Annotated in this window: 9 protein-coding genes; 4 read left to right on the top strand and 5 right to left on the bottom strand. The window is 41.9% G+C overall.

The window, feature by feature from the left end; all coding sequences use genetic code 11:
* Window positions 1-52 precede the first annotated feature (52 nt).
* The 3 genes from FKZ59_RS06985 to FKZ59_RS06975 all read right to left on the bottom strand — a co-directional run bounded on the left by FKZ59_RS06985 (window position 53) and on the right by FKZ59_RS06975 (window position 4002).
* A complete protein-coding gene (locus tag FKZ59_RS06985; RefSeq protein WP_141602104.1) occupies window positions 53-1195 on the bottom strand; it encodes an alanine/ornithine racemase family PLP-dependent enzyme in 1143 nt (380 codons plus the stop codon).
* Window positions 1195-2283, bottom strand: a complete 1089-nt coding sequence (locus FKZ59_RS06980) for a DUF1611 domain-containing protein (RefSeq protein ID WP_141602035.1) — start codon at window positions 2281-2283, stop codon at window positions 1195-1197. The genes FKZ59_RS06985 and FKZ59_RS06980 overlap by 1 nt, the downstream gene beginning before the upstream one ends.
* Window positions 2284-2592: 309 nt before the next feature.
* On the bottom strand, window positions 2593-4002 hold the full coding sequence (locus tag FKZ59_RS06975) for a glycoside hydrolase family 18 protein (RefSeq protein WP_141602103.1): 1410 nt from the start codon (window positions 4000-4002) through the stop codon (window positions 2593-2595).
* A gap of 462 nt (window positions 4003-4464) precedes the next feature.
* Between FKZ59_RS06975 and FKZ59_RS06970 the strand changes: the two genes are divergently transcribed.
* Window positions 4465-5841, top strand: a complete 1377-nt coding sequence (locus FKZ59_RS06970; RefSeq protein ID WP_141602034.1) for an efflux RND transporter periplasmic adaptor subunit — start codon at window positions 4465-4467, stop codon at window positions 5839-5841.
* A gap of 3 nt (window positions 5842-5844) precedes the next feature.
* Entirely contained in the window at window positions 5845-9021 is a 3177-nt protein-coding gene (locus FKZ59_RS06965; protein WP_141602033.1) for an efflux RND transporter permease subunit, read from the top strand.
* 114 nt (window positions 9022-9135) lie between these two features.
* Here the strand turns inward: FKZ59_RS06965 and pgeF are convergent, their stop codons facing one another.
* Window positions 9136-9897 carry a peptidoglycan editing factor PgeF gene (gene pgeF, locus FKZ59_RS06960; RefSeq protein ID WP_141602032.1) on the bottom strand — a complete coding sequence of 254 codons (762 nt, stop codon included), beginning with the start codon at window positions 9895-9897 and terminating at the stop codon, window positions 9136-9138.
* A gap of 268 nt (window positions 9898-10165) precedes the next feature.
* On the bottom strand, window positions 10166-11413 hold the full coding sequence (locus tag FKZ59_RS06955; protein ID WP_181733219.1) for a DUF346 domain-containing protein: 1248 nt from the start codon (window positions 11411-11413) through the stop codon (window positions 10166-10168).
* 454 nt (window positions 11414-11867) lie between these two features.
* On the opposite strand from FKZ59_RS06955, the gene FKZ59_RS06950 reads away from it, so the two are divergent.
* Together FKZ59_RS06950 and FKZ59_RS06945 are read left to right on the top strand one after the other, a co-directional pair.
* A complete protein-coding gene (locus tag FKZ59_RS06950; protein ID WP_141602031.1) occupies window positions 11868-13073 on the top strand; it encodes an ABC transporter substrate-binding protein in 1206 nt (401 codons plus the stop codon).
* Between the two features lie 129 nt (window positions 13074-13202).
* Window positions 13203-14081 (top strand): branched-chain amino acid ABC transporter permease, encoded by an 879-nt coding sequence (locus FKZ59_RS06945; RefSeq protein ID WP_141602030.1) that lies wholly within the window; start codon window positions 13203-13205, stop codon window positions 14079-14081.
* Window positions 14082-14086: the final 5 nt, after the last annotated feature.

The following is a 14086-nucleotide window of genomic DNA, read 5'->3' as shown; positions in this document are numbered from 1 at the left end:
GGAGGAAAAATAAACGGGATGCCGCATCCGAAAGGCGGCATCCCAAGTGCGACTATTGTCGGGGTATAATTCGTTGTTTGTAAATACTGTAAACATTTCCTTGTTTTTCAGATTTGCTTCCTTTGAATTGTATATATGTTTTATGAATGTACGGAGATGTCATCAACGAAAGAATAGCTGCATAGTTTGGAGTAAAAGTAACCTCATCTCCTACTTTCAAATGGATATTTTTTCCATCTATTACGATATGGTCACTTGTTGCCCCAAGGATTTTTAAAGGTTTCATAGGCACTAATCCTGGGACAAACACATCTTGCCTTCCAACGCCGACAAGGATATGGTTCATCCATCCATGGTCTTGGAATTCAATCGATTCGCCAAAACCGTTTTTGCCTCGAAAGCCATAGGGGGCAGAAGGTTTTTGTTTTACTTCGATGACTTCCGCAACAAATTTAAATGTGTCTTGATAAAGATTCGGTATGATTCCGCCTTCTGCAGTTTCCCTTCCCAACAGAATCGATTCTCCAAGGCGTATATCGTTAATGGCACCGGTATTTTTCGTTTCAAATAGCCATTTTAGATTCGCGGAGTTTCCGCCGGAGACAATCGGAAGTTCCAAAGAAAATTGCTTTCTGATTTGCTCTACAAGGGTTGAGAATTCCCTCATTTTATCCTCTGTCGGCAATACGCCTCCAAAACAAGCAAAGTTTGTTCCGATACCGGCAATTTCGATTCCTGGGAGTTCCATGACTTCACTGATAAATTCTGGCAGATCCTTTGGCATAACCCCTTCGCGAAGATCTCCCATTTCTACCATAATCATAATCTTATGGATTTTTCCTTGTTTGATGGCTTCGTTTGAAAGGGCACGTATTACCTCAATTTCAGAGTTCATGCTGATATCCGCATATTTCACGACATTGTGGACTTCCGAAAGGCCAGGTGTTCGAAGCAAAATTAAGGTTGCATTGATTTTTGCCTTTTTTAATTTTTCCAAATGAATCGTTTTGGATACGGCCAGTCTGGTGATTCCTGCCTGGACAAAAGCATTGACGATTTGCAAATCGGCGCAGACTCCTTTTACGACCCCTGTCACTCCCACGCCCTTCGATTCGCATAAATATTTTAATATCTTAGCGTTGTGTTGAATTTTATCAAGATTGATTTCAATTCGAGGCAACGGTTTCAGTTTCATCATGAGCTCACGACCTTTTCTTTTGCTTTTAAAGACGGGAAGAAATCAATGATTGCATCGATGATTTTGTCTTCCCCTTTTTTCAACACATCGCTAACAGGCAAGTGATATTTTTCTTCGTATTCCTCGATGGTTTGATCAATTTCTTCATCTGTCATATTCTCATGGTTTATTGTGATGGCGATCACTTTTGTTTTTCCGAAATGTTCAATTAAGTCGATTTCTTCTTGCACATCCGGCATTGGAATAAACGGGAAATCGCCCAACATTTTCCGTTTCGGAGGATGTTGCAAGATGATTGCCTTAGGTCTTGCACCTCTTAAAATACCGCATGAACTGATATAGGCTGGATGGCTGACCGCACCTTGACCTTCCACGATAATAATGTCCGGATTTTCATTTTTTTGCGCTCTCAATATTTCCCTTTCCAATTCCCCGATCAAATATTGGAGCGGGAAGGCATCCATAGCAAAACCGTATTCCGCACCTTGAATCAGACCGGTTTGTCCGGTAGCAATAAAGACAGGGTTATAACCGCGCTTTCTGAAGCCCTTTTCGAGGATTTTCGCGGTTGTACGTTTTCCGCATGCGCTGTCAGTACCTAATACTGCAATGATAGGTGTATCGATTTTTAATATTCCGCCTGTAAATAACGTCCATTCTTTTTTCGGTTTCGGTTTTCGGATATCGCGAATCGTTACATTGTATTTTTTGGCGGCATTCATCATCTCTTCATCTTCAGTAAGGAATTCTTGAAGTGGATTAATGATATTTAAACCGGCTTTCATGGCTTCAAATATGACAGATCTTTCTTGATCTTTTAAAAAGGCATCACCGGGGGCAATTCCGAGGATAAAATGTGTTGGTTTTTCATCGGAAATCGATAAAGCTTCTTCGAGGTTTTTGCATAAAGGAATACCGTTTTTGACTCCATCGAGATATTCCCCAGAATCAAGTCCGCTTTTTGTACTGTCAATCACAGCGACGATATCGTAATATCCAGGATCTCGAATAAGGCCGTTCGCGGTTTTTCCATCCATGGAGCCAAATTGACCCTCGCAATAGACAATTGCTTTTTTCTTCTTCATATTCACCCCTCCATCTTTCGAAGATACCCAAGATCATTTCTTCAGATGTTAGAGATTCGTAAATCCGTCGTTAATTTTTTAATTATTTCGTTAATTTATTTTTTATTATAGGGTTATTAATTTTTTTACGCAAAAATTAGAAACAAAATTCATGAAAATTTCCTTTTTTTAGCTAAAAAGTTTAGAAATTTTGTAACTTTTGTATTTTTAGTAGGTATACTTTTTGAAAATTCATGATTTGACGCAGCCCATAAAAATAGCAGCACAAACAATTATAGTATGTTTGTACTGCCAATTTTAGAATGCTCATCAAAATTTGCGGATATCAAAATAATCCCCCAACAATGCCCAGTTTTGAGGGAACGGGTATCCCAAGGCCCAGTAACTGATTCCCCGCAAGTTGAATTCGATGGCCAAAAGAAATTTCGCGACAGCGCTTCTTGCATCTTCAAACCATACTTCATGGGCTTGGCCGTTTTCATCCACATAGCGGAAATATGGCGACTGGGCGATCTCATCATAATAAATTTGAGATTTGTAGCGTGTTGCGCGGCGGATTGCTTCCTGTGGGCTGTAGGTATCGGCAGATGCACCTTGAATGTGCGGGATTTTCCAGTCCCTTGCATATATCTGAAAACCTAAATATATTTTTTCCCGGGGAATGACGGACACCGCATATTCCACTACCCGCCGCATTTGATGAATTGGTGAAATCGCTTGCGGCGCAGCCCCTCTCCATCCCCATTCGTAAGTCATTAAAATGACAAAATCCACAATACGCCCATGGGCTTCATAGTCATGGGCGGTATAAAGCAGCCCTTCCTGTTCTCCGCTCGTCTTTGGCGCAACCGCTGTTGAAATGAAGTACCCCTTTTCATGCAAGCGGTCGGTTGCTTGTTGCAAAAATGCATTATAGTTTTCCCGATCTTCCGGCAGCACATATTCAAAATCGATGTTCAATCCTTTATATCCTTTTTCTTCCATCACTTGCAAACAATTGTTGATCAATTTTTCCCTTAAGTCCTGATTGGATAAAATGAGATGTGCCAAGTTGGAACCGGTGCTTGTCGAAGTAAAATTATTGATGGACATCATCGGGGTTGCCCGTTGAGCATTTGCGGCCCTGAGCATTAATTCATCCGCAAAAGGAACCAATGTGGCATCCTCTTTAATCATGTAAGCGAAAGGAGTGAAATATGTCAGCAGGCTCCCGACTTCATTGACGGATTTCGCACCGGCTGCATCTTGCTGATAAGAGTAGGCGTTGACTTCAATAGATGGCTTTTGTCTCGGGACGACGAGCATCATTCCAGGATAGATCATATCAGGATTTCGGATGCCGTTTTGTTTCAAAATGGCTTCGATGGTTGTTCCGTATAGAGCGGCGATATACCAAAGGGATTCTCCTGGCTGCACCATATGCAACCGGGGCGGAATGTATAGGATGGTGCCAGGAATTAAATTGTATGGATTTATGGACGGATTCGCCTGTTGGATAGCTTGGACGGATACCCCATAAGTATTTGCCAGTTTCCATAAGGTATCTCCATATTGAATAATGTGGGGAGTTGTCGTATCCGGAATGACCAACGCTTGACCAATAAGCAATTGATTTGGATTCGGAAGCTGGTTCAGCTGAATGATGGCGTTCATGCTTGTATGGTACATATTCGCCAATTTCCAGATGGAGTCATCGTGCTGCACTACATGAATTCTCAGTTGGAGGCCTCCTCCCAAATTTTTTTATATTGCAATATATGTGCCGGTTTGCTATTTCATATGCGGAAGAAAAAAGAAAGTCCATCATTTTTCGGTGTCTTGTTATAATTTCATAGATTCTCAAGCTTCTCAACGGCGGATTCTTTTAAAGCGTCGGATTCCGTATTTTTCAGAGGATCTTTCGGAAGCTTTTATTACGATTGAACAGGATAAGAAAAGATTTCCGGAAACAAAATGGTCAAAAACTAGCAATTGTTTTTTTAGTTTTATTGAAAGATAATGAAGGGAAAGGGTAAATTTTTAAAATTTAATAGAAGCGCGGGCTTCCAAGAAGAAAAAGTTGCATTTTGATGCTGCGTGGGTACGGACTTTCAATGCATCAATAACAGCCGCTCCATTCCACAAAAAAACAGAAAGAAGATTTCGAATTTTTCCGCGCTTTAAGTAAGGAGGCATTCATAGATGATGAAAAAAGGGATCAAAGGGACCCTTTTTGTTTTGTTATCATTCCTTTTATTAGCAGGATGCAATGATAAGGATGAAAAATCAAAGGTTCCTGAAACGGAAATACCGGTAAAGGTTGCCAAGGTCACTTTCGGCACGTTAACAGATGACAATGCATTGACAGGCACCATATCGGCTGAAAATGAAGTGGCCGTATTGCCGAAAGCTGTTGGGGAAATCACAGCCATTTATGTGAAGAAAGGAGATAAAGTCAAAAAGGGAGACGTGATTGCCCAGCTTGATGATACAACCGAGAGAAACATGGTTGAACAACAGCAAAAAAGTCTAGAACAAGCCCAAGCGAACTTGCAGAGCGCTCAAAACGGAAGGGAAAGAGCCGAAAACAGCTATATGCAAGCCCAAGCCTCCCTAAAGTCTGCGCAAGCATCGCTGCAACAAGCAATCGATAACATACAAAATTTGGATTATCAAGTTCAAAATGCCAGAAATGCTTATCAACAGGCAAAAAAGAATTTGGAACGAATGAAATCTTTGTATTATTCAAGAAAAATATCCCTCCAAGAGTACGAAAATGCACAAAGTGCTGAAAAGAGCGCAAAAATTGCCCTGGAACAAGCTGAACTATCAAAAAGAACCAGTGAAACAGAAGGCATTAAAATGCAAGAAGCAGCGGTGGAACAAGCACAGGCTAATGTGAATATGGCGCAGACTGCCATAAAGGATGCGGATGTAGCGGTGCAACAAGCGCAAATCCAAGTGGAGCAGGCCCAACTGGCTTTGGATTCCGCGATGGAACAATTGAATAATAAAGTCATTCGGGCGCCGATTAATGGAGAAGTTACCGAAATCAATGGGAAAGTGGGGGAATTGGCATCCAATGCCAATCCTTTTGCAAAGATTGTTTCAAAAGATTTAATGAAATTAACGGTTAAAATTACATCCAATCAGTTGTCCAGCTTTCATGAAGGCGACGAGCTGGATGTGAAGGTCGCGGGTTTGGCCGGAACATATAAAGGAACCGTCACTTATGTATCAAGCGTAGGTTCAGGATTTGGTTTATTTACTGTGGATTTAGAAATCGAAAATAAAGATCAACAAATCCGCCCGGGTATGATTGCTTCAGTGATTGTGAAAGAAATAAAACAAGCTGACTCCCTTATCGTTCCTGTGGAGGCAGTGATACAAAAAGAAGGAAAAACCGTGGTATTTGTCGTTTCCAACGGAAAAGCCGAAGAAAGGGAAGTGGAGATTCTCAAATATGGCACCGATTTGGTGGCTGTAGTTGGAAAACTTGAAGAAAATGAAAAGGTAGTCATCAGTGGCCAGAACCTCCTCGATGACGGTAATAAAGTCCGGATTGTGGAGGAGGAGTAGAGATTGAAGTTAGTAAACATCTCAATTAAACGTCCAGTGGGCGTCATCATGTTTGTGATTTGCGCAATTATACTTGGTTTTATTTCATTAAGGGATTTAAAGGTGGAACTGTTCCCTAAAATGGATTTGCCGGTGGCGGTAATCGCTACAAGTTACCAGGGGGCTGCTCCCCAAGAGGTGGAAGAATTAATTTCAAAACCTATCGAAACGGCTGTGAGTACTGTGGAAGGGATCGATACGCTCCAGTCGGTTTCGAACCAAGGCGCTTCCTTGGTGCTCATGATGTTTGATTATGATCGGGATATAGATGAAGCATTGATCGATGTAAGAGAAAAGGTTGACCAGATTTCCGATATGCTTCCGGATGGAGCAAATGATCCAATGGTTATGCGGCTGGATCCGAATGCGGCTCCGATTATGATTGTCAGCCTTTCAGGGAAAAATTTGGAGAAGCTGCAAGCAATTGCGGAATCTGATGTTCAACCGGCGCTTGAACGGGCACCGGGTGTGGCTTCCGCTGCCATTTCCGGCGGGAAAGAAAGGGAAATCCGGGTCAATCTTAATCAGGCAATGCTGAAGACTTTAGGTATTACAGGCAATCAAGTCATCGCCGCATTGCAGGCGGAAAACCGCACCATTTCAGCGGGAACCGTTGAACAAGGAAATCAGGATGTCCAATTGCGTGTTGTGGGAGAATATACATCCATTGCCGATATTGAGAATACCTTAATTCCTTTAAATAGCGGCGATACGGTTCGCCTAAAAGATGTAGCGGAAGTCGAAGACACTTTTAAAGAAGTATCGGCGATTTCCCGGGTGAATGGCGAAGATACATTGGTTTTCACCATCATGAAACAATCAGATGCAAACTCTGTTGAAACGGCGGAAGAAGTACAAAAAGTCATCAAGGAATTAAATGAAAAATATAAAAATCAAGGCATCGAAGTGAAAACCATTTTGGATACATCGGTCTATATCACTTCTTCCATAGACTCGGTCATCAGCAACATGATTGTCGGGGGAACCTTGGCGGCCATCATTTTGCTGCTGTTCTTAAGAAGTGTAAAAGCGACGCTCGTCATTGCCGTTTCGATGCCGATTTCAATCATCAGTACCTTTATCCTGATGTATTTTACCGGCGAAACGTTAAATATTATATCCATGGGGGGACTTGCCCTCGGAATCGGGATGATGGTCGACAGTTCCATCGTGATATTGGAAAACATATACAAGAAGCGGTCAGAAGGATTGTCCATTAAAGATGCGGCATTTGAAGGGGCATCCGAATTGGGTCCTGCCGTCATCGCTTCGACACTGACGACTGCTGTTGTATTCGTTCCTGTCGTATTCGTGGAAGGACTTACGGCTCAGATTTTCCGTCCGCTTGCATTGACGGTTGTGTTTTCTTTGACAGCATCATTGATTGCTGCAATCACACTGGTTCCGATGCTGTCCACTCAATTTATGCGAAATGTTCAAATTTCATTGGAAGATGATGCAACCTATTTCTTTAACCGCTTTTTGAGCAAGGTGAAAAATGTTTATGGAAGAGTGCTGGAAAAAGCCTTACATAGAAGAAAAACTGTCATTTCCATTGTTTCCGTTGTTTTTATCGGCAGTTTGGCTTTAATCCCGGTGGTGGGAATGGAACTGATGCCGTCCACGGATAGCGGACAAGTTTCCATTAATGCAACTTTGGAAAATGGTGCGCAATTGGAAGAAACGGAAGCGGTTGTAAATGAAATCGATCAACGGTTAAAAAAATTTGAAGACATTATCGACGTGAGTTATGTCAATATCGGCGGTTCTAATAACGGAATCATGGCAGGCAGCAAAAACACTGCCTCCTACATGATCAAACTGGTTGGTCCTTCGGACAGGGATATGACGACCGATGAATTTGTCGCTGAAATAAGCGATTTGGTAAGTGATATTCCAGGAGCGGAAATCACGGTTTCACAAAACGATTATGAAATGTCGACCGGTTCGCCAATCACGATTTCCATTTCCGGAGACAACCTGGATGTTCTGAAAGACTTGAGCCAGCAAGTTGTATGGATGTTGGAAGAAATTGAAGGCACATTGAATGTGGAAAGCACCGTCGAAGAAGGAAGTCCGGAAGTGCAAGTGGTTGTGAATAGAGACCTTGCCTCTGCTTACGGATTAAGCTATCAGCAGATTATGAACGAAATTAATGTTGCGTTTAATGGTCAAGTGGCCACTTTGTATAAAGAAGGCGGCCACGAATATGATGTCAGGGTAACATTGCCCGATTCCCAAAAACAATCCGTCCGTGATCTGGAAGCATTTGTAGTCCGGAATAATCAGGGGGAAAATATTCCGCTTTCCGCTGTTGCGGAGTTAAAAATCGTGCAAGGGCCTTCGCAAATTATGCGCAATAATCAGGAGCGCACCATTAACGTCACAAGCGATGTTATGGGGCGGGATTTAGGAACGGTTTCCCAAGAGATTGAAGAGAAACTGGAACAACTGCATTTGCCGGATGGATATGAAATTTCCATCGGCGGAGAAGTGGAAACAATGATGGAATCCTTCATCCAATTGGCTTTGGTCTTGGCTTTGGGAATATTCCTTGTATACATGGTGATGGCTGTTCAATTTGAATCTTTTTCGTATCCGCTGATCATCATGTTCTCTGTTCCAACGATGGCAATCGGAATCGTTTTAGGGCTGCTCATAACGGGATTGCCTTTCAGTTTACCTGCATTTATCGGGGTTATAATGCTTGCGGGTATTGTTGTAAACAACGGTATATTGCTTGTTGAATATATCAATATTCTAAGAAGACAAGACATGGAGCGGATGGAAGCCATTATGGAAGCGGGGAAAAGCCGCTTGCGCCCGATTTTGATGACGACACTGACTACAGTATTAGGGATGATTCCGTTGGCCCTTGCCATTGGGGAAGGGGCGGAAAACCAACAACCAATGGCCGTTGTGGTTGTATTCGGATTAACATCCTCCACCATTTTTACTTTAGTATTTGTTCCGGTCATGTATGTTGTAATTGATAATCTATCTGATAAATTTAGAAAGTTCTATTACAAAGGTCAATCTGAAAAGTCTGATCATCCGAAAAGAAGAGCCTTTAAACACAGAAAAGCAAAAAACAAAGCTGTGAAAAAGGAATTGGAGGCAATCGGCAATAAATCGAAATAGGGGATGTCCGGGAAGCCAAATGCTTTCCGGCCCCCATCAGAGCAAAGAATTTGCGTTTAAGAAAGCGGCAGTCTAACTCTAAAGGGTCCGTCGAACAGGACGGACCCTTTTCTTTTATGCTTTTTTCATGATGAATGTTAAATGACGTCCGGCTTTTTTATTTTCCCGATAGGAGAAACCTTGTGGATTTTTGAAAGTGCATGTGGAATCGATGGCAATTTGATCTGAAGGAATGCCGCTCAGTTCGCATTGTTTTTTGACGGTTTGCTGATTGTCGATATGATATTTGCCGGTCTTTTCGTTAAAATAAATGAATTCGTTTGCATATCCGAGATTTTTGAATTTTGCATATACATCTTCATCAACCTCAAACTTTTCCTGGCTGATGGCCGTGCCTATGTGAACATGGAAATCTTCCATATTGCAATGCTCGTTTGTTTGAATATGCCCAAACACTTTCCGGGTAATTTCCTTTACGGTTCCTTGCCAGCCTGAGTGAATCACGCCGATGATGCCGTCTTTTTCACTATAGAAAATGACGGGCACACAATCGGCTGTAAAGGTGCATAGGACGATATTGGGTTCTGTTGTATAAAGGGCATCGGTGTCCGGAATGGCAGTTTCTGACGAAAATGCTCCCCGTCCGCAATCTTGCGCTGTCACTTTGTAGACGTGATCGCTATGGGTCTGATTGGCGCATACAAATTGCCGAAGATCGCAGCCGATGAAGCAGGCAAGTTTTTTTCGATTTTCAATCACATCCGCTGGATTTTCGCAAACATGAAGGGCCATATTATTTTGTTCCGCTTCTCCTTCATTTTTTAAAGTAATGCCGGCGATGAATCGATCATTATTGAAATAGATTTTTGTTGTCATATTTTCACTCCCAGAACCGGTTCGTTATTTTCCATCAGTAATTCATTCTAATTATATCCGTTTCTTTCGATTGGGATAAAGGATTGCCAAGGGAAATGAATTTTACTGAATACGAGGTGAATAAGAGGGTTTTAACAGCTGCATTTTCATATCGACCGCTCTGATAAATTGATTGTCCGTTTCAAGAATGCAGCAAATGCTTCAAAGAAGAAGATCCCTATTAGGCAAAACGTGCTGTCGCCTAATAGGGCATCAATTATCCAGGTTCTTAAGATTCTTGATATCGATGGATTAACTCATTGTTTTGTCCTCTGGCAAAGACATCTGTCCGATTTGGCCCCCAGGAAACGGCTGCCGGTGCGCTTGTAATTTGAGTCGGTCCAAGGCTTACCCAAGGCTCCCAGCGGGTTCCATTCCAAGTTCTTTTAAACAGCCGATTTCCTGCTCCTCTTGCAAAAACATCAAGATGGTTTGGGCGTTTCGAAGAGACTGCCGGTGCACTTGTCAATGTGCCTCCAAGGCTTTCCCAATCGCTCCAGCGGCTGCCGTCCCACCATTTATGAATCAGATCATTATTCATTCCTCTGGCAAATACATCGATTCGATTTGGTCCCCAGGAAATTGCGGCAGGTTCAGATGCTAAGTTGCCGCCAAGATCTTCCCAGGTCTCCCAATAGGATCCATTCCAAGTTCTTTTGTACAACCGGTTTCCTGTGCCTCTTACAAATACATCTAATTGATTGCTTCTCCGGGAAGAGGCGCTTGGACCGCTCGTCAATGTGCCGCCGAGGCTTTCCCAATTGCTCCAGCGTGTACCATCCCACCATTTATGGTACAAAGCATCATCTGTGCCTCTCACAAAAACATCAATGCGGTTAGGACCCCAGGAGACTGAACCGGGAGCCGAAGTTAATACTCCCCCAAGGCTTTCCCAATTGCTCCAACGGTTGCCGTCCCACCAAATATGATACAGCGCATTATCGTTGCCTCTCGCGAACACATCTAAACGGTTTGCCCCCCAGGAGCTCGCACTGGGAGCGCTTAACAATGTCCCCCCTAAACTTTCCCAATCAGACCAGCCTTTCTCCGGTCCCAGTTCTGGAGGCGGGCTTTCTCCTTTAATGTAGGCTAAAGCTAATTCAATAACTCTTATTAAAATACGGTTAACTGTATTTTCTGGGAAATTCATTGAACGGATAAAAAGCGGGAACCATGGATTATCGCGTTGGAATTGATTGTAAATTTGGGTAGGAGTGCGGTTTAAATTTTGCTGATTGCGCAAATAGTTAATGGTTAAGAACATAAGAGTATCAATTGTTTGAGGATTTACGCCGGCTTGCTCCAGCTGTGTATAGAGGTTGCTGTGCTCTCTCCGGATGCGTTGAATCAATTCTTGTACGCCCGGTCTTGCGGCTTGTTGAGGGGACCGTTGTGCATATAAAGGATAATTTAACGTTGGATAGTAATGAACAGGTACATAGACGTAATAATACGGATAGCCATTATACATGTACATTTTCATCCCTCCATTCCTTTGAATAGTGTATGCTCAGTAAAAAAAAGTGGGACTCCAATGAATTGAAGAGCATAGGGCAATAGTTCTAAAAAAGGATTTGTAAATAGAGGGTTTATTTGTTTATATAATAAAAATTTGTAATTTTTTATAAAGGGAATCATAAAGGAAAAAATATAAAAATTTGATAATTAAGGGTATATTTATTGGATAAAATCAATATATTAATAATCAAATATTTCGTATAATTCGAAATATTTAAATTTACCAAAAAATCACACTAGACTAAATAGAGATAATGTTTTAAAATACTTAAAGCTGAACAATTACAAATTAAGATAGATATTAGATGCGGAATATATTTCAGAAAATTATGATTTTAGTGTCCCTGGAATAAGATATTTATTTTCTGAAAAATCTAATATCTATAAATATCAAGTAATGGGGGGATTAATTAATGGAGGAAACAAAAAAACTTAAAAAATTTGCCTCTCTATTTTTGGCGTCTTCTTTAGTGATGGGCGCTTTGGCCGGCTGCGGAGGCAACAATGAGTCCAAAGACAGCGGATCTTCCGGCGGCGGAGATAAAGATGTTATCAAAATCGGGGCAAACCTTGAGTTGACTGGTAATGTTGCATCATACGGTTCATCCATCAAGCAAGGCGCAGAACTTGCCGTTGAGGAAATTAACAAGAACGGCGGAATTGACGGTAAAAAAGTGGAATTAGTTGCAGTGGACAACAAATCAGAAAACTCGGAATCATCAGCGGCTGCACTTCGCCTGGCAACTCAGGAAAAAGTGGACGTAATGATTGGGCCTGCGACAAGCGGTAACGTGCTTGCAGCAGTACAAATTGCGAACCAAAATAAAATTCCAATGGTTACTGCTTCAGGTACAGCTCCAAATGTAACGGAAAATGAAAATGGATCCATCAACGAATATGTATTCCGTACATGCTTCATCGACCCATTCCAAGGGGTTATCGCGGCAAACTTCGCTACGGAAGAGCTCGGTGTTAAAAATGTAGCCATCTTTGCCGATAATTCTTCAGATTATGCAAAAGGTTTGGCGTCAGCCTTCAAAGAGCAGATTGAAAAGAACGGCGGCAAAGTTGTTGCAGAAGAAGCGTATGTTGCCAAAGATACAGACTTCAAATCTACATTGACAAACATTAAGAAGACAAATCCGGAATTTATTTTTATTCCTGGATATTATGAAGAAGTCGGTCTGATTGTTAAACAAGCCCGCGAATTAGGAATTGACGTTCCATTGATGGGCGCTGACGGATGGGATTCGCCAAAATTGGTGGAATTGGCAGGCGCGGAAAGCCTAAACAACACATTTATTACAAACCACTATTCATCTGAAGACCCAGATGAAAAAATCCAGGACTTCGTGAAAGCGTTTAATGATAAATATGGGGAAAAACCAAATGCATTCCACGCTCTCGGATATGACACAGTTTACTTCATTAAAGATGCGATTGAGCGCGCCGGTTCTTTGGATGGAGAAAAAATTAAAGATGCGCTTGCTGCAACAAAAGATATTTCGCTTATAACTGGTACTTTCTCAGTGGATGAAAAACATAATGCTGTAAAATCTGCGACAATTCTGGAATATAAAGACGGTAAACAAACGTTCAGAACAAAAATTGAACCGTAATGTTCGCAAAAGGGGGGCACACCGCCTCCCTTTTCCCTTTCACATTATAAATTCCAAATATTAGTCGGTCATAGCTTTAAAGAACAACAGATTTTGATCATGAGTGTTACATAAAAGGAGTGTGAATTTATGGATTGGTTGCAGCAACTCTTTAACGGTATTTCTTTGGGGAGCATTTACGCCCTGATCGCATTGGGATATACGATGGTATACGGCATTATCAAATTAATTAACTTCGCCCATGGAGACGTTTTCATGTTAGGGGCGTTTGTCGGATTTTTTGCCATCACCCGGTGGGAAATGGGCTTCATTCCCGCTTTGATTACAGCAATGATTGTGTGTGCAATCATAGGGGTGATCATTGAGAGGGTTGCTTATAAACGTTTAAGAAACGCTACACGGATTGCCGCTTTAACGACTGCCATCGGGGTATCCTTTTTGATCGAATATACAATGATTTTCTTCAGAGGTGCGACACCGGAAGCATATCCAAAAAATGTATTGCCGGAAAAAACGATTGAGATTTTAGGTGCGAAATTAGACTACAAAATTATTTTCATTTTAATAGTGACAGTTATTCTTATGGTGCTTTTGCAATTTATCGTGCACAAAACGAAAATAGGTAAAGCCATGCGCGCGGTTTCTTATGATGCGGATGCGGCAAAACTGATGGGGATCAACGTTGATAACACCATTTCCGCAACGTTTGCCATCGGCTCTGCATTGGCCGGGGCAGCAGGGGTAATTTTTGGTGCTTACTATACAAGAATCGATCCTTTAATGGGAGTGCTGCCGGGATTGAAAGCCTTCATCGCGGCGGTTCTTGGAGGAATTGGAAGCATTCCGGGAGCGATGGTCGGAGGCTTTATTTTGGGCATCGTCGAGACGATTGTAAGTGCTGTGGGATATTCGCTATGGCGTGATGCGGCGGCATTCATCATTTTGATCTTGATCTTGCTATTAAAACCAGCTGGATTATTTGGTAAAAACATCCGTGAGAAAGTGTAGGTGAA

It is taken from the genome of Ureibacillus terrenus, assembly GCF_006569205.1.
GTDB classification, from domain to species: Bacteria; Bacillota; Bacilli; order Bacillales_A; family Planococcaceae; genus Ureibacillus; species Ureibacillus terrenus.
This window is presented reverse-complemented; position numbering and strand designations above follow the sequence as displayed.